Source organism: Streptomyces sp. WZ.A104, assembly GCF_002382885.1.
Lineage (GTDB): Bacteria > Actinomycetota > Actinomycetes > Streptomycetales > Streptomycetaceae > Streptomyces.
On record NZ_NWVL01000021.1, the window covers coordinates 51,637 to 75,064 of the forward strand.

At 66.8% G+C, this 23,428-nt stretch carries 14 protein-coding genes; 11 read left to right on the plus strand and 3 right to left on the minus strand.

From position 1 onward, the window contains the following. Positions 1-189: 189 nt before the first annotated feature. On the minus strand, positions 190-6,480 hold the full coding sequence (locus CIB93_RS13990; RefSeq protein ID WP_096627129.1) for a DNRLRE domain-containing protein: 6,291 nt from the start codon (positions 6,478-6,480) through the stop codon (positions 190-192). A 575-nt stretch (positions 6,481-7,055) separates the two neighbouring features. Here CIB93_RS13990 and CIB93_RS13995 point away from each other — a divergent pair. The 11 genes from CIB93_RS13995 (at position 7,056) to CIB93_RS14045 (ending at position 20,935) form a co-directional block, all read left to right on the plus strand. After that, on the plus strand, positions 7,056-7,553 hold the full coding sequence (locus CIB93_RS13995; RefSeq protein WP_143660040.1) for a hypothetical protein: 498 nt from the start codon (positions 7,056-7,058) through the stop codon (positions 7,551-7,553). A 108-nt stretch (positions 7,554-7,661) separates the two neighbouring features. Beyond that, positions 7,662-8,243 carry a hypothetical protein gene (locus CIB93_RS14000; protein ID WP_096627131.1) on the plus strand — a complete coding sequence of 194 codons (582 nt, stop codon included), beginning with the start codon at positions 7,662-7,664 and terminating at the stop codon, positions 8,241-8,243. 143 nt (positions 8,244-8,386) lie between these two features. Continuing rightward, positions 8,387-8,593, plus strand: a complete 207-nt coding sequence (locus CIB93_RS38840; protein ID WP_257002179.1) for a hypothetical protein — start codon at positions 8,387-8,389, stop codon at positions 8,591-8,593. Positions 8,594-8,625: 32 nt separating this feature from the next. After that, on the plus strand, positions 8,626-13,569 hold the full coding sequence (locus CIB93_RS14010; RefSeq protein ID WP_096627133.1) for a phage tail tape measure protein: 4,944 nt from the start codon (positions 8,626-8,628) through the stop codon (positions 13,567-13,569). Beyond that, on the plus strand, positions 13,569-14,462 hold the full coding sequence (locus CIB93_RS14015; RefSeq protein WP_143660041.1) for a hypothetical protein: 894 nt from the start codon (positions 13,569-13,571) through the stop codon (positions 14,460-14,462). Before CIB93_RS14010 ends, CIB93_RS14015 begins: the two co-directional genes overlap by 1 nt. An 18-nt stretch (positions 14,463-14,480) precedes the next feature. After that, positions 14,481-15,410: a hypothetical protein gene (locus tag CIB93_RS14020; protein ID WP_096627135.1), complete on the plus strand. Its 930-nt coding sequence runs from the start codon at positions 14,481-14,483 to the stop codon at positions 15,408-15,410. Then, entirely contained in the window at positions 15,410-16,498 is a 1,089-nt protein-coding gene (locus tag CIB93_RS14025; RefSeq protein ID WP_096627136.1) for a hypothetical protein, read from the plus strand. Before CIB93_RS14020 ends, CIB93_RS14025 begins: the two co-directional genes overlap by 1 nt. 11 nt (positions 16,499-16,509) lie before the next feature. Beyond that, complete coding sequence (locus CIB93_RS14030; protein WP_096627137.1) at positions 16,510-19,440, plus strand: hypothetical protein; 2,931 nt, start codon at positions 16,510-16,512, stop codon at positions 19,438-19,440. 65 nt (positions 19,441-19,505) lie between these two features. Beyond that, positions 19,506-19,868, plus strand: a complete 363-nt coding sequence (locus tag CIB93_RS14035; RefSeq protein ID WP_096627138.1) for a hypothetical protein — start codon at positions 19,506-19,508, stop codon at positions 19,866-19,868. Positions 19,869-19,925: 57 nt separating this feature from the next. Then, positions 19,926-20,669, plus strand: coding sequence for an N-acetylmuramoyl-L-alanine amidase (locus CIB93_RS14040; RefSeq protein WP_096627139.1), 744 nt, complete (start codon positions 19,926-19,928; stop codon positions 20,667-20,669). Between the two features lie 8 nt (positions 20,670-20,677). Then, positions 20,678-20,935: a hypothetical protein gene (locus tag CIB93_RS14045; RefSeq protein WP_096627183.1), complete on the plus strand. Its 258-nt coding sequence runs from the start codon at positions 20,678-20,680 to the stop codon at positions 20,933-20,935. 62 nt (positions 20,936-20,997) lie between these two features. Here the strand turns inward: CIB93_RS14045 and CIB93_RS14050 are convergent, their stop codons facing one another. Together CIB93_RS14050 and CIB93_RS14055 are read right to left on the minus strand one after the other, a co-directional pair. Then, on the minus strand, positions 20,998-21,846 hold the full coding sequence (locus CIB93_RS14050; RefSeq protein ID WP_096627140.1) for a DUF1932 domain-containing protein: 849 nt from the start codon (positions 21,844-21,846) through the stop codon (positions 20,998-21,000). Then, positions 21,843-23,201 (minus strand): hypothetical protein, encoded by a 1,359-nt coding sequence (locus CIB93_RS14055; protein ID WP_096627141.1) that lies wholly within the window; start codon positions 23,199-23,201, stop codon positions 21,843-21,845. The genes CIB93_RS14050 and CIB93_RS14055 overlap by 4 nt, the downstream gene beginning before the upstream one ends. Positions 23,202-23,428: the final 227 nt, after the last annotated feature.

Genomic DNA, 23,428 nt, shown 5'->3' on the forward strand with positions numbered 1-23,428 from the left:
CGGATCGCTCCCATCTGTGAAGTAGAGAATTGCCATTAGTGTACCCATGGCAAACTGAAGTACAGAGAGATCCCTCAGTCTGCGGCTTAGGCTTCTCTTCATTCCCTCATCCGTTCACTCACACTCGGGTTGGGCCGTGCTGCCCCCGCGAGGGCGCGGGGGCAGCACGGCCCAACTGCTTCACGGGATCTAGCAGCGCACCACCGACGGGTAACTGTAGGCTTGCCAGTGGTACCACTTGAATTTAACCGTGGCCTTTACCCTGAGGCATTTTCCCTTGGAGTTTGCCTCGCGCGCTTTCTGGTGAACCCAGCTCATATATACGACGAGCAGTGAGTTGACCACTTTGACGTGCGTGCTGCCGAAGTTTGAAGCAGCGACGCCGGCGATCGGGAAGAAGATACCTGGAGTGCGGGAGACCTTCCTAGTGTACTTGCGGTTCAGGTACACGTAGACCGATACCCCGACGTGCCACCCACTCTTCCAGCGCCAGAACGACCACGTGTGTCCCTTTGCCTTGCCCCAGTAGTGGTACCGGGTCCTCCACTTATGCCACCGTCCATCGAGATCGTATCGATTCACGGGGTCCGCGCTGGAGTACTCGTAGGCATTCCGGTTACCGCCGTAGACTGGGTCCACCGACAGGAATCGCCCCGTAGCCGAGTTGTAGAGGCGGACGCCCATCAGGATGGTGCCGCTCGGCGTCTCCGCAGAGCGCCGGAAGCCTCCTAGCCAGCCGTAGCGCGCGGCCGTGCTTCTCTCTCTGGGGTTTCCGTACTCATCGGCACTCAGAGCGGTCGGGGCCACGGACTGATCGAGAGGCAACATCAGGCTGACGTCGCCGTGCAGATTCACCAGTTGAAGGACAACCGTGCCGGACGCCGTTGTGGTCGCGGACATATTGTCGGCAAGGTCACTGACCATGCGGGTCACGGAGCCCGTGGTGTTGTCCGTGATCCATCGCGGGGAGTCCGACGAATCACTGTAGTGATTCGTCTGCGCCCCGCTCTGCGTCCACTCGCCCGATGCCTTGGACTCCGTCGTCCAGCTACGGAGTCGTCCAGCCGCGTCCAGCGCCCACGTCTGACGCTGGTCACCCGCCGTCTGCTGTCGGACCAGATCATTGGTGTGGTAAGCGATAACGGTACCGTCGGGCATACGCGTGGTACGTCCGAAGGCGTCGTAGTCGTACCCCGAGTCGGTGATGCGGTTCGCACTGTCATAGGTGTGCTTGACCGTCGTACCGTCTGCGGTCGTGCACGCTGCACCGGCCGGTGCAGCCGCCGTGGTGAGCGCGGTCCGGTTGGTGCGCTCGTCGAAGGCGTACGAACGTGTGGTGCACGCGTTCGCGTACATGTCCTCGACCTTCTTGAGGCGCCCGATCGAGTCATACGCGTACGACTGGGACTCCGTCAGACCGGCCCCGCCGGTACGCCTGGTCCATTCGCCGCGAATCGATTCCGCGGCGGTGTCAGTCAGCAGGATCGTGCCGTCTGAGTCGCGGGTATACGACCGCTGCTCAGGCACGCCGACCTTACCCGCAGTCTGCGTCATCGTGTACCCACCCGGCAGGCTCTGCCTGACGACCGCGCCGCCGATGTCATAGGCAGCTGTGAAGGTGCCCGCGACCGAGTCGTTCATCGATGTGGGCAGGCCGCGAGGCTCCTTGTTGTGGTCGTAGCTGTACGTCACCGTCGACGGTACTGAATCGGAGACCTTCACTGGACGGTCGAAGCTGTCATAGGCAGTCGTGGTGACCGCGTCATCGGCGTCCGTGTAGGAGATGAGGCGCCCCAGCGCATCGAACTCCTGATAGATCACGCCGCCGTCCTCGGACATGGTGACGGAGACCTGCCCGTTGGCTTCGTTGTACGCGAAGGAAGTGCCGGACACCTTCGTCCCCAGTCCACCATCGACCTGGGTGCTCTTGATGCGGCCCGCGCTGTCGTACGTGAGCGTCGTGATACGTGCGTACTCGCCCGAGGTCTCGGCTGTCTCCGTTACCTGCCCGTAGAAACCGTACTCAGTGGTGGTGTCCACCACCTGGCTAGGCTGAGAACCTCCACCCGTGATGTCACCGGCGGGCCCGGTCCAGCACTCCAACCCCGCCCACTCCGGACGGCCTTCGCACCAGCCCGTGCCGGTCGCCGACCAGTACGCGGTGATACGAGACGTGGCGTCGTTACCGGTACCGCCAGGCGGTACGTGTGAGGTGACTCGGCCCTGTGGGTCGTACCCGGTGGTGGTGACCTGGGTGAGGCCGCCCGGGTCCTCGATGCCGTGGATCGGAAGCCCCTTGACCCAGTCGTACTGGGTCTGCTGGAGTCGCTTTTCCGTCATCAGCGAGTAGTAACCGCGGACTCGTGCCCCGGATATCGCTAGGGTTACCTGGTCACTCATCACGGCACTGCCGTCAGTGGGCCGCCCCTCGTCGTATTCGTTGACGGTCCATGGCTGGGCCACTACAGAGGTACCTGCGGAGGCGATGATGGTGCTGCCGTCTTTGAAGTCCTCGGTCAGGTCGATGCGCTGCAGCGGTTCGAACTGCTCCAGGAGTCTGACGCCGCTCTTGTCATAGCGTGAGGTTGAGGAGAGGAGTGTGGCTCGCTCGGCGACGCTGAGGGCACCGATACCGAGGTCGGCCAGGCGAGCCTTGTCCTCGTCGCTCGTTCCCAGCGCGAGGGAGTGGTGACTCGCGGACAGCTCGCGCACCGGGTTGCCGTGCCTGTCCCCCTCTTCGGTGGTGACGCCTCCGGCTTCGTCGATCGTATTCACCTCGCTCCCGGAGGCGTTGAGGTAGTGGATCACGGCGCGCTTGTATCCTGTACGGCTGAGCGCACTTCCCTTGTGGGACGTAGGCACAGAGTCGGCAGGGAAGATTGCCGTCGCGTCAGTGGGCGCATCGAGCTGCCCCCACTTTTTCACCGCAGCAGCGTTCATCGCATACGGAGCATTGTCGCCGGACAGTGGGACGTCATAGACGATTGACGTGATCGCCTCGCCGTCGGTCACGTCAGCTGAGCCCTCTTTGAGGGTGGCACGCGTCACCTTGGTGAGCATGCCGCCGTCCGGCTCGCCGGCGGCGGTGTAGGTGAAACTCCACGGCAGCTCGCCGGGCGGGGTGAGCTTGCTGATTCGGCCGGCGCTGTCGTACGTGTAGCTGGTCTTCAGCGCAGGGGCTATCTGAGGGTTCCATGCCTCGCGCAGGCGACCGGACGTGTCATAGGCGTATGCCTGAACCGGCCGCGCCGTTGCCTTGCTTGCGTCCTTCTCCGTGGACCAGAGCACGAGTCGCTTCACCCGGCCCGTGTAGTTGCCAAAGACCGAGGATGTGGCTGTGGTGCTGTCCGCGTACTCGAAGTCGAGCACTCGGCAGCCTTTGGTGTCTGGAGTCTTGGCACAGATGTCATTGGAGATGGCACCGCCCGCGGCGACGAGCCGCTTGGGCCGAGCTAGCACCTTGCCGTCGATGGTGACGGCCTCCGAGATCACGTGGGTCGTCGAGTTCCCGACGCCGTTCAGCCCTGATGAGGTGAGCTGCCAGGTCTCGGCATCGGCCGTAACCTTCGCGAAGATCGACTCTCCGCCGTCGATATCGGTTAGGGTGAACCCCTTTTCGAAACTTCCGGAGAGAGTAAGAGCGTTCATGCCCGGCTCAGGAGCCCAGCCGTCGGCGGTAGCGGTGAAGTGAACGCTACCGCCGCCCGCCAGCACCACAGCGAGTGAAGTCCCGGAGGTCTTGCGGATGTGCGTGTATCCCGCCTGCGTCACTGCGGCGACCGTGCCTGAGACCCATTCGTCGCCGAAGACCGCGACCTGACCCTCCTGCCGCCCGCCTGCGCCAGGCTGGCGTGAGCTGGTTGTACGTGCGGCAGCGAGACCGAAGTAGCTGCTTTCCGTGCCGTCAAGCCTGAAGTCGCCCGTCAGGAGGCTGAGGCTACCGGGACCCACTGTGGTTGACGCTGCCGCTTCAGCATTGCGGTCGACAACAGTCGAAATCGGGTCTGTGACCACGGAGGCACTCTCGGCGCCAGTGAACTTTGCCCTGACCTGGATTGCCCCGTCCGGATTGACTGTGTCGGTAGCCGTCCAAGTCGCCGCCGGATTTCTGCCGTTCGTCAGAGGCACCGGCCATGCCGCGAGCTCGTCACCACCCACAGTCACATCGCCGACCGGGATCTCGGACCACGGGTCTTCGTCAGACCTGCGCCATGAGAACGTCACCGCGTCGTACTTCGCCGCATCCGTCTCTGCGACCAGGGACAGCCTACGCGCCGTATGTTGGCCATCAAGCGGGGTGACGAAGCCACCTGACCCGGCGTGGAAGACGTACTCCAGGGCCTCGGACTTGTTGTCCGCCTTGTCGACGGCCCGTACCTGGAGGGTGTGGGTCCCGTCCTTAGGCGGCGTCACATCGAAGCTGACCGTGCTCGATCCGTTCGCGTTCTCCTTGGTCCACTCCACACCATCCACTGACCACTCAAACCACTGGTGATCGGAGCCAGAAGGCGGGGTCACGGTGAACGTGCCTTCTTGGCCCTCACCCTTGACCCACTGGCCGGTCGGGTAGTCCGTGGAGGTGATCTTGGTAGGCGCGGAGGGGGCCTTGGTGTCGACCGTGAAGGTCTTCCAGGCCGACCAGCCGGTGTTGTAGTGCGTGCCGTCGTAGGGAGAGGTGCGGAACTTGTACGTCTTCCCCTCGGCCAGCACCCCGGACGGCACGGTCACCGAGGCGGGCTGCCCGGAGGGCACGAACTTCGACACGATCGGGCTGCCGACCTGCTTGTCGGTGGCGCTGTCGAAGATCTGGAAGGTGCCGTTGACCTTGTCCCCGTCCGCGTCGACGAAGGTGTCACGCAGGGTCGGCGTCAGGGTGTTGACCATGTAGGCGTCGTCATCGGAGAAGTACGGCGGCCCCGCCTCCTGCTTGGTGCCCGTACGCGGCCGGAAGTTGTACGTCACCGACAGCTTCGGCGGGTTCTTCGCGGCGTTGGCGGAGTTCACCCGCTTCCACTGGGCGACCGTGGTCTCGCTCTTGGCCCGGATGCCCAGGTGCCCGCGGGTGGCCTTGGCTCCGGCCCACTCCTGGGCCAGCGTGGTCACGTCCGCGTTGATCCAGCCGTCCGGCTGGGTCGTGCAGGTGGGATTGCCCCGCGTCTCGGTGGACTCCGCCTTCAGCGCGGTCATCGTCGGCCGGTTGGTCCAGCGGCTGGCCGTCGTCGCGGCGGGCGAGGACCAGACCTGCCACGGCTGGGCGGCGCAGGTGGTGTTCGCCGAGTGGAAGTTCCACAGGCTCAGTTTCGCGCTGGAGACCAGGGCGTCCGCGATGGGCGCGGTGTTCCAGGTGATGAAGGACTGCGCGGTACGGGGGGTGCCGTTCGCGTTCGTCGTACCGGGGTTGCCGAAATCCAGCTCCACGTCGGTGGACCAGTCGCGGGTCTCGCCCTGCTGGACGTACGTGTCGAAGACGTTGCCCAGGGAAGAGGTCGAGGGGTCGACCGTCACTGGGTACTTGGTGTCCTTGTCAGCGAGGTACTTCGCGTCCGGGGTGACCACCAGGTTGATGGTCGAGCCCTTCTTCTTCACCTTCATCGCCACCGGCACCCGGCGGGTGTGCTCGCCGGAGACCTTGTCGACGGTCGCGTCCCACATCACCGGGGCGGGCATCACGGCCCGCTTCTTGTTCTTCTTGTCGGTGAAGAGGACGCTGCCGTCCTTCTGCTGCTTGGCCTTGAGGCCCTTAGCTTTGAGCGGCAGGATGTAGGAGTAGCCCTCGGCGGGCTTCTCCTTGATCTCTACGTACTGCTCGAAGCCGGTGCGGGTCGATTCGATGATCACGTCCGCGCCGGGGAGCGCGTTCGGGTAGGTGGCCCGGGTGCCATCCAGCTTCGGGGCAGGCAGGCCGCCCTTCCACTGGAGGGTGATCTGTTCGTTGCCCTCCCCTAGGGTCACCAAGTCCCGGGCGCTCGCCTTGTTTGCGGCGGCGAGGGACTTCGGCACCGTGCCGCTCTTGCCTGCCAGGCGCAGTCCGTTGGGGTGGGCCTTGGCTTCGACGTCGCCGTCTGTTTCCTGGAGTTCTACGTCGATATCCGTCCAGGTGCCGCCCTGCTTGAAGCGGACCGGGCCCGCGGACAGTTCGGTGGTGAGGGAGCCGCTCTTGTTCACCCAGGTTGTCGAGGTCTCGGTGCGCTCGGACAGGGCCTCGATGCGCTTGCCATACAGCTTGGCCGCCACCTTCGCCGAGGCGATGTCGGCCGCCTCGGACGGGGCCTTGGCTCTTGCGTCGGGCTCCTTGTCCGAGGCATGTTGGGCTGGGCGGTTCAGGGCTGCCGCCTGGCCAGTAGTGGCCACAACCAGGGCAGTGTCGGCAGCTAGCACTACTGCCGCACCCAACGCGATCTGGGGCAGGATGCGTCTGTGGCGTCGCAAGGCGAGCGCCGACCCCTGCCACTCATCGGCAGGGGATATTCGCTCTGACATCAGTCAGCAACTTTCCATGAGAGAAGCTTGGATCAGGCATGACCTAAGCAACAGACAGGAACGGAATGTAACCCTCTGCTTGAGATCCACCTACTCAACAAATGGTTGAAATCGGGCCAAGGGGCCGCCGTGTTGTATGAGGTGCGTCACGATTGCAAGGGCTGCACAGTGTTTGACACCGATCTGATCACTGTGTGATCACGAAACACGCCGAGCAGGGACACGGTGACTCGTAGCCAAGTCCGCTCAGGGGCGGGGACCGTGACCCTACAGGCTGTTGCAGTGTGCGAGTGATCGCAAGCCGTCGAAGCGGCACGGTACTGATGAGCAGCCTCTCCACGCCTACAACGTGTTGGCTCTCCTCCCGGGGCATCTCCTTGGGCGTCGTATCGTGAGCGACGTGCAGGCCTGACTCTCGTTGGCACGTTCATGCAGCACCCTCACCGCGGAGGCCCCGCGCGGACGCCCACCCGGGATCGGGATGGGCCGGTTCCCCGACACGACGTCGAGGGACGGGGCCGCCCCGTGGATTCGAGTTCGGCTGCCGTCCCGGAATCGGACAGCAGACCTTGCAGGTGAAGAAGTATTCCCGTCGCGGGGTGACCCGCGTTCTGTGGCTGGAGAAGGTAGCCGATGCCAGTCACATCCCGACTCGGCCGGAGCTGACGGCCGGCACTGACCTGACGAATGCGATCGCGTCGATCGATGGTTGGGCACTGGCGAACCAGAGCATCGAGACCCCGGATCTGGGTTCGACGTTCGACTCCAGCATCCCGGGTTCGGACAAGGCGGATGACTCGTCTCTCGGGTTCTACGAGGACAAGGTGTCCGACGAGATCGAGCAGTTGCTGACGAAGGACGCCACCGGCTGGGTGGTGTTCCTCCGCAAGGGCGACGTGCCTGGCTCCAAGTCGATGGACGTGTTCCCGACGCGTGTCGGGTCTCGGTCTCCGAACTACTCGACCGATAACGAGGCAGCGAAGTTCACGGTGTCGTTCTCGATCACGGAGAAGCCGACGCAGGACGCCGAGATCCCGCAGGCCGCAGTAGCTCCGGCATCCCTGAGCAAGTAGCCCGGCCCTCGTTCCTCTTGTCCTTGGCCGGGCTGGTCGCCGCTGTGGCGATGGCTCATCTGGTGTCGGCCCGGCCTGGCCCGTTCTCGAATCTGTGGAGTTCCCTGTATGAGCAGCAAGACCCGACCTGAGCCGCCGGCGCAGGCGGTGGCCCGTGACGCGCACTGGGCGGCGAAGATGGCGCGGCTGCGTGCCCGGCAGCTACCGGAGCACACGCTTCAGCTGTGCGACGATCCGGCGGTCAAGAAGCGTCTGGACCAGGCGAAGCTGGAGCTGGCGCGGCTGCGGATGGCCGATGCGGAGGCAGGCCGGGAGCCGGGCGAGGAGACTCGTACGGCGGAGGCCACGCTGGAGGAAGCGCAGGTCGCGTTCGATGCGGTGACGGTGTCTTTGACGTTCAAGGCTTTGCCGCGTCCGGTGCTGGATGGGCTGATTCGGGAGCATCCACCGACGGAGGAGCAGGGCGAGGACGGGGACGCCTGGAACCCGGAGACGTTCCCGGCGTCGCTGGTCGCCGCCTCGCATATCGAGCGTGACGAGGCTGGCCGGGCGGTGGAGGGCATGTGCCGTGAAGAGGCGCAGGATCTGCTGGACTCGTGGTCGGCGGCCGAGTCGAACGCTCTGTTCTCGGCGGCGTGGCAGGCGCAGCAGCTCAGCCGGGCGTCCACGGTGGATGTGGGAAAAGGCTGATCTCCGATCCGCAGTTCCGGGCCGAGCTGGAGCTGTGTGACCGCTACCGGATTCCCCACAGCCAGTTTCTCGGGGCTTCGGATGGGCGGTGGTCGGAGGCGGACCGGGCGAAGGCGTTGGCGTTCGATGCGTACCGGCGCAGTGTGTGTGACAGCTGCGGCACCAGGTCCGCGGAGTGGGACGAGGGCCTGGGCGGTGATCGGTACGCGTACGTCACCACGACGGTGCGGTGTGTGGGCTGTGAGCTGATCGCCGCCGAGCAGGACCAGGTGCCGGAAGGCCCGGACGGCTACGGCGTGCGGATCGGCCTGGTTCCGCGAACGGTGTGGGAGCAGCAGCAGGGGGCCTGACAAGGGGGCGCGGGGAGTAAGGGCACCGGCAGGTGTCGCAGTACACGCTGAGCGTCAGCATGCGCGCCGACGCGACGCGGCTCGTGTCGGAGCTACGGCAGTCTTCGCGGGCGGTGCGCGGGTTCGGGCGGGATGTGGCCGCGCTGAACCGGCAGCTCGGGCGGCTTCCGGGCAGTGCCCGCGGGGCTGTGGGCGGGCTGCGGGACCTTGACCGGCAGGCGGCCCGGACCCGTTCCGGTCTTCGCCGGATGGGTGGTGACGGCCGCACGTCGATGCGGCACATCACCGACGGCACGCGGCAGGCGCGGCGGGAGATGCACCACCTGCAGCGGCTGGTCGTCGGCGGCGGCATCGTCGGCGGTCTGGCCGAGATCGCCAAGGAAGGCAACGAGTACCAGCGGGCCATCCAGAAGTGGGGCGCGGTCACCGAGGCGTCCGGTGTGGAGATGGTGCAGGCCGCGGCGAAGGCGCGTGAGCTCGGCGCGGACCTGGAGATTCCCGGCACGTCGGCGGCGAAGGCTGCGGACGCGATGGTGGAGCTGGCCAAGGCCGGGCAGACCTCGACATCGTCCATTGCGAACGCTCGGGCAGCGATGCAGCTCGCCGCGGCCGACAACCTGAGCGCGGCAGATGCCGCGAAGTTCTTGGGCGACATCATGGACCAGTTCGGTCTGTCGTCGAACAACGCCGGCCGGGCTGCTGACGTGCTCGCCGCGTCCGCGAATGCCGCCTCCGGTGGGCTGATGGACATCTACTACGCGATGTCCTACACGGGCCCGGTCGCCGCCCAGCTGGGCATCGACATCGAGGACACCTCGGCGGCTGTGGCGATGCTCGCCCGCTCGGGCATCCTCGGCTCGAAGGCAGGAACGTCCCTGCGGGGCATGCTCACGAACTTGGCCAGGCCGACGAGGCGGATGCAGCAGGGCCTGAAGGACCTCGGGATCGAGGCGTGGGACGCGCAAGGCAACTTCAAGGGCCTGCGCAACGTGATCGAGGGCTTCGAGGAAGCCCAGCACCGCATGTCTCAGAAGGACTTCCTCGGCGCGCTCGCCAACGTGGTGGGCAAGCCCGCACTGGCCGGTGCGGCCGCTCTCGCTCACCAGGGCACCGAGGCGTACGACCAGATGCACACGGCGATCGCGCGTACTGGTGCGGCTGGGGAGATCGCGGCCTCGCAGACGAAGGGCCTGGCGGGTGCGGTCACTCAGCTGAAGTCGCAGGCGAAGACGACGGGACAGGTGCTGTACACGTCGGCGGCGCCTGGCCTGGAGTGGTTTACGCGGCTGCTGACTTCGGGACTTGCTGGCGCTACTCCGGTGTTGTCGGGCACCTTGGACTACCTCCATGACCTGTACACGTTGGCGGGTCCGTCACTGTCGGCTGCTGCCCGCGGCGGTGTGGAGGAGCTGGTCGGCGCCTTCGGTGATCTGGGTGGCGAGCTGGGCGATATCGCTTTCGATGTGGCTGCTGCCGCCCTGAACGTGCTGGCCAACGCAGGCGATGCGCTAGTGGACGTTCTCCGCAACGCCTACCGGGCGGTGTCGCCGGTCACGGATGCGCTGGCGGGCCTCAACGAAGAGGCGGACGCCGGCGGCACGGCTCTCGACATCATCGTCACCGGCCTGAACCTGGCCTCCCAAGCAGCGAGCACGGTGTCCGGTGCGCTGGTGCCGGTCGGTGAGGCTGTGGCGTGGCTGGTGCGCGGCTTCTCAGAGCTTCCGGGGCCGGTACAGACCGCGATCGTCGCGATGCTGTTGGCCCGGCGCGTGGCTCCGGTCTTCGACCGGCTTGGGCGCACGGTGTCGGGTCCGGTCGTACACGCCTACCGGTCGCTGGGCGACCAGATGCGGGTGCAACAGCAGCTTGCCGCGGCACAAGGCCAGTCCATCGGCCGGGTCAGTGCCGCGATGGCTGTCCTTCAGACCCGTGTGCCGGTCATCGGGCAGATGACAGCCGCGTTCCGTAACGCCAACGGGCCCGTCACGGGTTTGACCCGCTCCATCGGTGTCGGTCTGGGCGGTGCAGCGCGCGGCCTGATGGGTGTGCTCGGCGGCCCGTGGGGTGTGGTCCTCGCAGGCGCCGGGCTGGGCCTGTCGATGCTCGCCGACCGCCAGCAGAAGGCAGCCCAGGCGGCGAAAGAGCACGAGGCACGGGTCAGCAATCTCACGCAGGCGCTGCGCGAGTCGAACGGAACGATCGATGACTCAGTACGAGCTGCTGCCGCGCAGCAGCTGATGGACACGAAGGTCTTCGACGGCAAGGAACGCCTTGTCGACGTGATGCGCAAGGCGGGCGTCTCTGTCCGGGAGGTCACCGACGCCTACGTGGGGCAGGACAGCAGCCTCAACGCCCTGCAGAAGCAGCTGGAGGCCACGGCCGAGGCGAACATGGAGTGGGACGGCAACCAGGGCGGCGCGTACAAGTACTACACCGACACCGGTCTCGCCGCCGCGCGGGCAGCGAAGGCTCTCGGCTCGGTCAAGGGCGAGATGTCGCAGGCGGTGCGGGATGCCAAGGATCTCGCTGATGCGACGGGTACGAGCGGCCAGGCCGCGCAGTCGGCTACGGGGCCGTTCGGGCAGTTCTCGGACGCGATGCGGCGCTTGTCGGATGAGACCGCTGACGCGGACAGCCGCGCCCGCGCTTTGCACGACGCGCTGAACGTTCTGGCAGGCGGCTCTATCGACCTGTCTGCCGCAGAAGCCCGGCTGAACCGGTCGGTGTCCAACGTCTCCGACACGTTGGAGAACGGCGTCGACAAGGCGAACGGGTACGGCAAGACGCTGCTGAACATGGACGGCTCGCTGTCCACGGTCACCCGCAACGGGCAGAAGCTGTACGACCTGTTTCAAGGGCTGTCCACGAACGCCGCTGATGCCGCGCTGGCCGCCTACCAGTACGCCGAGGCGAACGGTAAGTCCGTGCCGGAGGCACTGGCGGCTGCACAGGCGCAGATGAAGACGGCGCGAGATTCCGCGATCGAGGCTGCGGATGGCTTCGGTATCGGCGCGGAGGCTGCGGCGAAACTCGCGGACGAAGCGGGCCTGGTGCCCGAGCAGGTGTCGATCCTTCTTCAGACGGTCGGCATGGACGAGTCCGTGGCAGAGCTGATCGCCGTTCAGCAGGCGCTGGAGGCCACACCGGACAAGCGGACCGTCACGATCGCGACGTTGAGCAACGAAGCCCGGGAGGACCTGGAAAAGCTCGGTTTCAAGATCAAAGACCTCAAGGACCGGCGGGTGAAGGTGTCCGCCCCCACCGATCTGCCGCGTCAGGACCTTGATGCGCTGATCCAGAAGATCGCGCTGACGCCCGGCTCGAAGCATGTGAAGGTCACGGCGGCCACGCAGGCGACGGTGAACAGCCTTCAGGCGGTTAAGGAGAAGATCGCCGACGTCCCTGGCGGGAAGACGGTGAAGGTCAAGGCGCCGACAGCGGATGCCCGGCAGCAGCTCGAAAACCTCGGGTTCAAGATCGCCGAGGTTCCGGGGTCGAAGAACGTCTCGGTCACTGTCCCCACCGGGACCGCGAGGACGAACGTGCAGCGCATCCAGGACGTGATCAACGGCATCTACGGGCGCACCGTCGGTATTGGCGTGTCGCTCAGGGCCACTTCGTGGGACCGGGACGGCAACGGCGTGCCTGACGCCATCCAGGCAAGGGCCCGCGGTGCGGTCGTGGACTATTTCGCTGACGGAGGCGTACGGGAAAGCCACGTCGCAGAGATAGCGCCCGCAGGGAGCTGGAGGGTGTGGGCGGAGCCGGAGACCGGGGGCGAAGCATATGTTCCTCTATCGCCTGCTAAGCGGACTCGCAGTAAGGCCATCGTCGGCGAGGTGGTGCGCCGGTTCGGCGGTGACGTCAGCTGGTACGCGGACGGTGGGCTGACGGGCTTCTCCTATTCGCCGGCCTCGTACACCTCTGTTTCCTCTCTGGTCAGCGATGCGCAGGACAAGAAGGGCCGCTTCTCGCTGTCGCTGTTCGAGAAGAAGCTCAAGAGCAGTGCCCGCACGATGTCCCGCTGGCGGCGGGACCTGGTCACGGTCGCATCCCGGACTGGTACCGACGTGGCGCGCGCCCTGGAGGAGATGGGCGAAGACGGCGTCTCCCTCACCCGGAAGATGGCCACCGGCTCCAGCAGGTATGTGCGGCAGATGAGCCGGGAGTTGAAGGCGCTCGCGGATGCCTCCCGCGCTTCACTGACGGACTACACCGGCCAGCTGAAGTCTGCGGTGAAGGACCAGGCGGCGTTCGAGCAGGACCTGGCGAAGCTGGCGGCCTCCGGGTACGGAGACCTGGCATCCCGCCTGGCTGCGCAAGGGGACCAGGACGCGGCCGATCTCGCCTCGCAGGCTGCGCGGGACGACCGCAAGGCGCGGTCCGCGAACAGTGCCGCGAAGGCCGCGGACGCGACACTCACCGCCGGACAGCTTGCCGACCTGGTGAAGATCATCGCGGCAACGAGGTCGGGCGGTACGGGCATTCACGCGGTCGCTGACGCCACCGGCCTGGCCGAGGACGACATCATTACCGTCGCCAGCAAGGCGCGATCGCAGATCCGGCAGGCGCTCGGGGCGCGGGCGAGCCGTCTGCTGTCGGATCTGACGAAGGCGACGAAGGGGCTGGCGTACGCGGACGGCGGGATCTGGGAGCCCGGCGTCTACTCGTCGGCCCGAGGGCTGATCAAGTTCGCTGAGCCGTCCACGCGCGGCGAGTCCTACATTCCGCACGCGGCATCCAAGCGGGGCCGCGCTACCGCGGTTCTCGCGGAGACCGCGGACCGGTTCGGGTACGCCCTGACCGGTATGCGGGAGGCCTCGGCGGGCCGCGTTCAGGTGGTGGTGGTGCGCCAGCCGGCGGCGCTGGTGGGTTCGATGCCGGTCACCGTCACCGGGTCCTCGGCCAGCCCGGAGGAGTTCGGGGCCGCGGTGATGAGGCGGCTTCGGAACGCGCAGCGCGGGGGGCTCCTGTGATGCGTGAGCTGAAGGACTGGCAGATGGAGCTGGCCGGGGTCCTGCTCGGCACCGGCACCGACATCCCCGTGGGCGAAGTGGTGGGCCTTGGGGTTCCCGAGCTTCGTACACAGGATGTGGAAAACCCGGCTGGGGATGGCGCGTTCGCCGGTGTGGACCTGTACGGGCCGCGCACGGTACGGATCGAGGCGGGAATCCGAACCCCTGGTGACCCGGGGCGGGCTCTTGACCTGCTGGCGCAGTTGCAGCGTGCCGCCGACACGCCAGAGGTACGGCAGACACCTGGCGCGGAAACGGTACTGCGGGTGTGCTGGCCCGGCCGACCGACGCGCCGCCTGACCGGTCGACTGCGCCGAGTGGAGGCCACAAGCACCGCGAAGGCCGCCAACGGGTGGATTCCCCTCGACGTGGAGTTCGTGGCGCTCGACCCACGGTTCCACTCGGACGACGCCTCGGGCCTCACTCTCACTCTGTCCTCGGACGGCCTGGGGGGCCTTCAGGCCCCGCTGGTGGCACCGCTGACTACCGGCGTCGCGATCCCTGACGAGCGGCGCGGCTGGCTCCACAACGACGGCGACCTGCCGGCCTGGCCGACGATCCGTATCACCGGGCCGTGCTCCAACCCGCGGCTCCGGCACGTCCAGACGGGCAGGGTGCTGGAACTCGCCGTGACGCTGAAGTCCGGCGAGTACATCGACATCGAGACCCGGCCCGGAACGCGCTGGGCGCTGCGCAACGGCACCGGCAGCGTCGCCGCATCCCTGTCACCAGCCTCCCGCCTGGACCAGTTCGTCATCCCACCCGGCAGCAGCGAGCTGTGGTGGACCGCCCGCAACTACACCAACGCCACACGGCTGGCCCTGTCCTGGCGGACCGCGCACGCCGCCCTGTAACCCTCGGAGGAACCCCCTGTGACCCTGATCCAGCCGCCGCTCCTCACCCACGGCGGCACCCACGAAGCCCGCGCGTTCCGCATGATGATCCGCGACCTGGCGCGCGGCAGCCAGGGCATCACCGAAGCCGACGATCTGAAGGTACTGCCGCTGGCAACACCCGGACCTGGCGTGCGCGTTGCAGACGGCTCCGCCATCGTCCGCGGGGCCGCGTGGGGGCAGGGCTCCTACACGCAGTACAACATCGGGCACGCCACCGTGCCGATCGTGCCGACCGGCGCGACCGAGCGATCTGATCTGCTGGTGCTGCGCATCGAGGACCCGGAGTACGAGGGCACCCTTGACCCGGCCACGGACGACATCGGCACGTTCCAAGTGGTGCCGAACGTCTCACACAATGCGCGCACCGCCCCGGCCGGCATGACGGCGATCCCTCTCGCCAGGATCAACATCCCCGCCAACACAGCCGTGATCACTGCCGCGATGATCACCGATCTGCGCCGGGTCGCCAATCCACGGCGCGAGCGGACACTGCACACGGCGTTCCCGTCCTCGGCAGACCGCCTGCCGCGCAAGCACGACGTGTTCCAGAACTGGCCTACGCAGGCCCGGTGGAAAGTGCCGGTCCCCTCGTGGGCAACCCGCATGAAGGTGATCACCACGATCACCGGCTTCCGGCTCTCCGACGGTGACGTGTACGGGAAGATGCAGAACGCCATCGCCTCTCTCCGAGGTCAGGACACAGCCTTCGATGATGACCAGGGCGGGGCGATTCGCCGCACGACCATGGTCCTCGCGGACAACTTCGCTGTGGCCTCCAGCCTGCGCGGCACCACACAGGACTTCTACGTACAGACGAAGCTAGCGTCCAACGAGCCCGGCAACGTCACTGTAGACGCGGCCAGTTCACTGGTCTGCGACATCGAGTTCACCGAGGGACCGGTGTGATGCCGGTCTACCGCTTCCAGACCTGGCATGCACTCACAGGCCAGCTCCTGGCCTCCCATGTCCCCCTGTCCGACGTGGAGATCTCTGGCGCCCTGAACGCATCCGGCAGCCTGTCGGGGACGCTCGCCCCCGGGTTCGCGCACCTGACAGGCCGAGAGCTCGACCCAGGCAACACCGTGCTCAGCGCGGAACGCGATGGGAAACTGCTGTGGGGCGGGCTGGTCTGGCGGGCCGAACCGGAAGGCGCCACATACCCGGTTGAGGCAGCCGGGTGGGGCTCCTACCTGCATCGCCGCCATGATCTGCACGGCCAGCTCGGCGGCCGCGGCCCCTACGTGAACGCTGACCCGTGCACCGTCATCCGGGATGCCTGGGCCTACGCGCAGGAGCAGCCGGACAGCAACCTCGGCGTTCAGGTGGACTCCACAACCAGCCGTGTCACCGTGGGCACTCCGGCCGACCCCTATCGCACGGACTGGTGGGAAGCCCCAGTCCTCGGGCGGGTCGTCGACGACATGGCGTCCATCGAGGGCGGCCCGCAGTGGGCGGAGAGCACCGGCTGGTCGTCCGGTCGCCCCGCGGGCCGTATCCGGCTCGGCTGGCCGCGACTTGGAAGCCGCCGCAGTGACATCGCCTTCGCCACCGGCGTCAACATCGCCAGCGTCGTCCCAGTGGAGTTCGACGCTGACGCCTACGCCCAAGTCGTCATCGCCCTCGGTGCCGGCGAGGGGCGCTCGCGGCGCCGGGCCATCGATGCCGTGCGCAACGGCAGGTTGCGGCTGGAGCACGTCCTCGAAGCACCCGAGGAGAAGGGCACCGATCGCCTGGCCGACCGTGCGCGCGCAGAACGCCGGGCCCGGCAGGTACTCGGGGAGATCACCCAGATCAACGTCATCGACCATCCAGCCGCACCGGTCGGCTCGTGGCAGATCGGTGACGACGTACGCGTGACCGTCCACGACACCTGGGCCGACTTCGACGGCTGGTGCCGCATCACCGGCTGGGCGCTACGCCCGCCGCACCGCAACCGACCCGAGCAGATCACGCTCACCCTCGCCCGATCCGACCGCTACACCTACGGGAGCTGACCCCACCCCTCATGGGCACCGAACTTGCACGCCTCGCTACACGCATCGCGGACCTGGAGCGCCGCCTCAGCCAGCAGAACCGCACCTCCCGCCTGGCCTACTCGTCCATCGAGGGCGGCGCCATCGAGGTTCACGACGATGCCGGATCTCTGCGGGCGGTCATCGGACAGCAGCCGGACGGCACCACCGGCGTCAACATCACCAACGGGCCACCACCTCCCCAGCCGACACAGCCCACCGTGACCTCGGTGCTCGGCGGGATAGCGGTCACCTGGCACGGCACCCTCGACGGGGTGCAGGCTCCTCCACTGGACTTCGCCCGGATCGAAATCCATGCCACCACCCTGGACGGCTTCGCGCCCACCCCGGCCACTCTGCGCGCCACGATCGAAACACCTGTCGGCTGCACGGTCACCGTGCCCACGGACGTGCCGCTGTACGTCCGGCTCGTGGCCCGCAACACCTCGGGGGCGTCTTCCGAGCCGTCCGTGACGAGCGGGCCGGTCGGCCCGGCCGCCGTGGTGGCGCAAGAGGTCCTGAACGGCATCGTGACCGAGGCGGCACTTGCCGACGAGGCAGTCTCCCAGGCCAAACTGCAAATCGGGGCGGTCGGTCACAGTCAGCTCTCCATCGGCACCGGCAACCTGATACCCGACCCGTCCTTCGAGGGCGCCTACACCGAGCAGCTCATCGCCGGAGCCGCCGAGTGGACGCTCACTGAGGGCAACGGGTCTCCTCGCGGGGTACGCGTAGACGGCACCAGCAGTGAAGCAGCCTCTCGCAGCCTGCGCGTCACCGAGCTGGCCGTCTCTCCTGGGGACCGGTTCTTCCTCGCCATCGACTACCGCGTCTCCGCCGACTGGGCCGGGGACTCGGTCCGCTTCTACCTGTGTTGGCAGGGTGCCACCGGCGCGGTGCTCGGCTACGGCACCGCAATCGCCACCCCCACGCCGGGCGCCGACTGGGCCACCGTCACCGACCAGGTTCAGGCCCCGGCCCAGGCCGTGACCGCCACCGTGTGGTTGCAGAACTTCCAGGGCACCGCCGGCACGGCGGACTTCGACAACGCGCAGATCCGGACCGTCATCGGCGCGGGCATGGTGCTCGCCGAGTCGATCGGGACGTTGGAACTGGCCGCGGAGTCCATCACAGGCGAGAAGGTGGCTGCGAAGACGATCACTGCCCGAGAGGTCCAGGCCCTATCTCTGACCGGCGACGAGATGGCGGCGAACACGCTCACCGGAGGGCACATCCGTGCGGGGACGCTGGACGCCACGCATCTGCGCATCGGAACGACGGGGAACGTCGTCGCGGACGCTTCGTACGAGACGGGGCTGATGGCCAGCACCCTGCCCGAGCACTACGAGGTCGTGGACGGCGGCAACAACTCGGCGAAAGCTCTGCGGATCGAGACAGCACCCGGGACGTACCGGTACGTGCAGCACTGGCCGAACTACGTGCAGCCCGGTGAGCGGTACTGGATCGGCGCCGACTACAAGGGTTCGGAGGACTTCACCGCCGCGGTGGCGATGTATCTCGGCTTCTATGACGCTGATGGCACACGGACCGGCTCTGTCGGCCTCCACCGCAGCGACGTCACCACGACGTGGCAGCGTATGACGGAGATGGTGGAGATCCCTGCGGACACCGTCACCGTGAGGCTGCGGGTCGCCGCCGACGGCCGTGACCGGCCTGACGCTGCTGGGTACGCCTTCTTCGACAACCTGGAATGCCGGGCTGTTCTAACGACACCGGGAGGCGGTCAGCGCGCCGAGCTGTCGCCCGCCGGGCTCCGCCTGTTCGATGAGCAGGGAGGTGAGGCGGTGTCCCTCACCACGGGAACCCCGAACTACCTGACGCTCACGGACGGGTCGGGTACGGCGGTCGCGACGATCGACCAGGACGGCAACACCGGTGTCGGTGACCTGGCCGTGGCCGGGGAGCTGACGGTCGGCGGCCAGCCGCTGGAGTCCTACCTGTCGGCGTTCCCTCGTGGCCTGGTCGCTATCGACTATCAAGCTGGCTCCATGACGGCCAGCACCACCTACTACGGGTTCGTGGAACTATCCTTCGACGCTGACGCCAGCCGCATGTACCGGGTGGTACTGGACTGCTACGCCGACCCGTCAGCCAGCGGCGGCGAACTGACGGTCGTGTTTCGGGATGGTGGAGCCAGCACGCCGACGATCAACTCCACGCAGATCCAGTCGGGCATCTACCCTCTGCCGACGGCCGGTTACCGGCGCGTGCACCTGGAGACGATACGGTCCGGGGCCACTTTCGGCGCTGGACTTCATCGGCTTCTGGTCACGTTCCGCTGCAAGGGCGGCCCGTCGGGGCAGACGGTGAGGCTGTTCGGCGGCTCCAACCACCACGGGCTGTTCTACATCGAGGACATCGGCCCCTACGTCCCAGAGACGGGGAAGTGCAACGATGGAGGTGGCACGGCCGAGCCGCCGACGAAGCAGTACACCAAGACGTACACAGCCTCCTGGTCGGGTACGTACGCGAACCGCTCCTCGTACAACTCCTTCTACGGCAACAAGTGCGTGCAGGGCTACTACAGCAGCAACAACGGCACCCAGGCAGCACTGATCGGGTTCCCGTCCTCACTGGGGAAGGATCTGTCCGGCGCCAAGATTCAGAAGGTCGAGCTGTACCTGTACTACGACCACTGGTACTACAACGGGGGCGGCAAGGCCGTCATCAAGGCGCACAACCACACGTCGCGGCCGTCGAAGTTCAGCAGCGACAGCGAGTCGAAGACCATCTCGTGGGGCCGGAACGTCGGGCGGTGGATCGACATCACGAGCGTGTTCGACTCCACCTCGTGGCGCGGGGTGGCGTTGGACCCGAACAGCAAGGACAAGACGTACTACGGCCGCGCCCAAGGCGTCGGGCAAGCACATCCGCCGCAGCTGCGCGTCACCTACATCAAGTAACCGCGGAGCATCGTGCTTGCTACCCGTAGCATCGAGCGTGGTGCGGGGCCGCTGGGAGTGATTGCGTGTCCGTGCCGCCTGGTGCCGAGCCCACGTTGTGGGAGCTGCACCGTGCCGTGTCACAGCTGCGCGAGGATCTTCGCGGCGACCTCGCTCATCTCGCCGCCCGTTTGGATCAGGTCGTCACTCACGACGTGTATCAGGCAGACCAGCGGGCGACCCTTCAGCGGATTGACCAGCTCGAAACGTCGCTCACCACGTTGCGGAACGAGCACGAGCAGTACACCGAGCGCGTGGACCGGCAGCGCCGCGAGGACGCTGCCCACGCTGCGGCTACGCGGCGGCTGGTGATCTCCGCGTTCATCGCGCCGCTGATCATGCTGCTGCTGCAGCTGTGGCTGGCCTCTCGCGGCACGTCTCCGCCGTGAGTACGAGGCTCTGTTGTAACTGATTTTTGGGGCGCGGGGAGAAGAAGAGCACCGAAGTTGGCTACCCCTCTTTCCGCAGACCGGCTGGTTGCCGCGCTGCGCGCCGAGGGCGTTCGCATCGTTGAGCGCCCCGGCTGGAGAACCCACAACCGTAACCACCGGGGGCCGTGGGGTCCCGTCCACGGGGTGATGATTCACCACACGGTGACGTCCGGAACGTCGAAGACCGTGAAGATCTGCGAAGACGGATACTCGGGCCTTCCGGGGCCGCTGTGTCACGGCGTGATCGCCAAGGACGGCACCGTTTACCTCATCGGCAACGGCCGCGCCAACCACGCAGGCCGCGGGGACGATGACGTGCTCAGGGCGGTCATCGCGGAGAAGCCCCTCCCCCATGACAACGAGGCCAACACCGACGGCAACACCAGGTTCTACGGGTTCGAGTGCGAGAACCTGGGCGACGGCAAGGACCCGTGGCCCAAGAAGCAGCTGGAGGCCATCGAGCGGGTGTCCGCAGCGATCTGCCGCGCGCACGGCTGGCACGCGCCCAGCGTGATCGGTCACCGCGAGTGGCAGCCCGGGAAGATCGATCCCAAGGGCTTCTCCATGAGCGGTATGCGCAAGCGGATCGCGGAACGGCTGAAGCACAAGCCCGGCGGCTACACGGTGCGCAGCGGCGACACGCTGTACCGCATCGGTGAGCGCCTGGGCGTGAACTGGCTTGCGATTGCCCGCTCCAACGACATCAGCAAGCCGTACATCATCAACCCGGGCCAGCGCCTGAAGATCCCCGCGAAGTGAGCACCCTCGTGTCTGACGTCAACCAGAGAACCATCCGTACCGTCTTCCAGACCTTCCTCGGCATCGCTGCCGGTCTGCCGCTCATCATCGATGCGGCTGGCATCCCCGAGTCCGTTGCCGGTGTGGCTGTCGCCCTGGCCGTGGCCGGTGCCGTCACTCGCGTGATGGCGCTGCCGGTCGTTCACAACCTTCTGCCTGACTGGCTGTACAGGAGCGACCCCGCGCCCGACGGCGCGACCCCACCGAAGGAGACCGATCTGCACTGACTCATCTCGTCGCTCCCCCTGCCCTGCGGTAGGGGGAGCGACGCCTTTCCCGCCTGCTGATGTCAGTCCGCGACTTCGTCTTCGGTGTGCAGGTGTGCCAGTGCCTCGTGAAGGGGAAGGTCGGCTCTGTCTTTGTCGCGCTCCCAGAGCTTCATCACTTCGGCGGTCGCACTGGCGATGTCGTCGGGCAGGCTGGCTTCCCGCAGTGTCTCGGCCACCTCGTGCATCTCGGGTGCCCATCGCCAGGCGCGTGCTGCCACGCTGGGCAGGTAGTCGGGGTCCGAGAGGATGTTGGCGGGCATGGTCGCGGCTTCTTCGGTGAGGAGGTCGGCAACACCATGGTGGTGAGCCAGCGCGTGCGCGACGCCGGCGAGTGTCCGTGCCGCCTTCTGGTAGCTGGCGAACGCCATTTTCAACGCCGACGCCGCGCCGACTTCCTCTCCCGCACGTCGCACATGTACGTCGCTGTCGGTGAACAGCTTCTCCAGCGCGCGGGCTGCTTCGCTGGGCCCTGAGAGGTAGAGCCGGGCGTTTCGTCCGTGGGCGGGCGGTGGTCCGACGATGCAGCCGTCGAGCACGGTGCACGCGGCAGGCAGGCGCTCGGAGATACGGCGCACGCGCTGTGGGCTGATGGCGTTGGCGTCCACGTACGTGCCTGCGAAGTGGTGCCGCGACACCATGTTGGCGACGTCTTCAGCGGCGTGAGGCGGGCAGATGGACAGCACGATCTGGCTCTCGGCGAGGGCTTCTTCAAGGCTGTCGCACGCTGTGAGCCCGGCCTGGTGTGCTCGCTGCCGAGTGCTGGTGCTCCGCCCTGGGGCCACCCAAAGCACCCGGTGGCCAGCGGAAACGGCATGGCTGGCCAGCGGGGCGCCCATGGAGCCGGGGTTGAGCAGCGTGATGGTGGTCAATGTGGATCTCCGGGTGAGAGTTCGAGGCTCGTGCGGTCTTCGTGCACGACGAGTGCTTCCCGGAGCCCTATGGCCGTGGCCGTACCGGCTGCGGCGGTCAGCGCCAGGTCACGCCGAAAGTGCCGCAGCCGTTTGCGGACACTCTCGGTTCCTCGCTGCGCGTTGACGTGGAGTACAGCATGTACCTCCTGCGCTGCGCCTTCGAGGTCGCCCCGGTTCAGTCGGGCCGTGGCCAGGTCCATACGGGCCAGGCACATCTCCCCGAGGCGCTTCTTCCCAGACTCGGCGGCATCGAACAGGTTCACCGCTTCTTCTGCTGCTTCCTCAGCGTCGCTGAGCTGCTGTCCGCCGCCCAGCCACAGGTGGGTAGTGCTGGTGTAGAAAAGCTGCTTCTCGCGGGGAAAGGCCATCATTCCGCCGAGCACGTCATCGTCGGCCGTGACTCCTTCCCGTAGCCGATCGGCTTCGGCGAGGGCTGCGACTGCGTCCGTTGTCCGGCCGAGCTGACCGAACGCTCTCGCCTTGATGCTGGCGAGTCTGATCTGCGCTGTGCCTTCCTCGGGGGTGAACCCGGAGCCCGCCTCCGCGAGCCGGACAGCGTCGGCGGCGCGTCCGTCCCAGTAGGCGATGAGTGCCTGCAAGCCCCGCACCCAGGCACGAAGACCGTTGTGGCCGGCGAGTTCACCGCACATGAATGCGGTGCGTGCCTGGGTTTCCGCGGCGTCGTACCGGCCGAGGTCGAAGCTGGCATTGGCGAGCACGCCGCACAGCACTCCGGCGGCCATGTATAGGTCGCGCGTGTAGCGGGGTGGCTGTCGGCCTTCGAGGAGCTCGAAGGAGCGGTTCCGCAGGTTTCGGACTTCGTGGAACACGGGCTGGACTGGGCGGTTGGGGTAGGTGGTCACTATCCGCCTGATGTCGGCCTCAAGCTGTTCCATGGTGTGGGGGCCGACGTTGCTTCCTTCTACCTGTGCGGCAAAGTGGGCTGATTCGTTGGCCGCGGCCATGACGGCGTCCTCCGCCCTTGGGTCGTCCTGCACCCATGCTGAGGAACGGGTCGTGGTGCCGTCCAGGGCAGCCACTCGGGCATCTGGTGCAGTGGAGAAGAGCTGGTCAATCGGGATGGGGCGGAAGAGGTGGGCGAGAATGCGCCGAGCTTCCGCGCGGGGTGTGCCTCTCATCTCGCCGTGCGCCCAGCGGAGGAACTGCCGCTTCTCGATGGAGGCGGTCGCGAGGCTCCGGGGGCCCTCGGCTGCGGCCAGGTATTGGGCAGCCTCCCTGTAGTGGCGCAGGAAGACTTCGTACTGCTGCCATCCACGCTCGTTGATCAGTAACTGGATGAAGGTCGGGTCCATACGTACCTCTTGGGCTCGTCGCGACGCTGTCAGCCACGCTATGTGCTGGTGGCTCTCTCCCGCAGGGCAGATGTCCCAGATCCGGCCTCGTAACCGGAGAGGACGCACTTACGACATAGAGCGTCCCCAGAAGACACAGCGACGGCACTCGCTAGGGCACGTTCACCGGAGCAGACTGCCGCCTCAGCACCAAACAGGATTGGCCTGGTCACCATGCCGATCTTCCG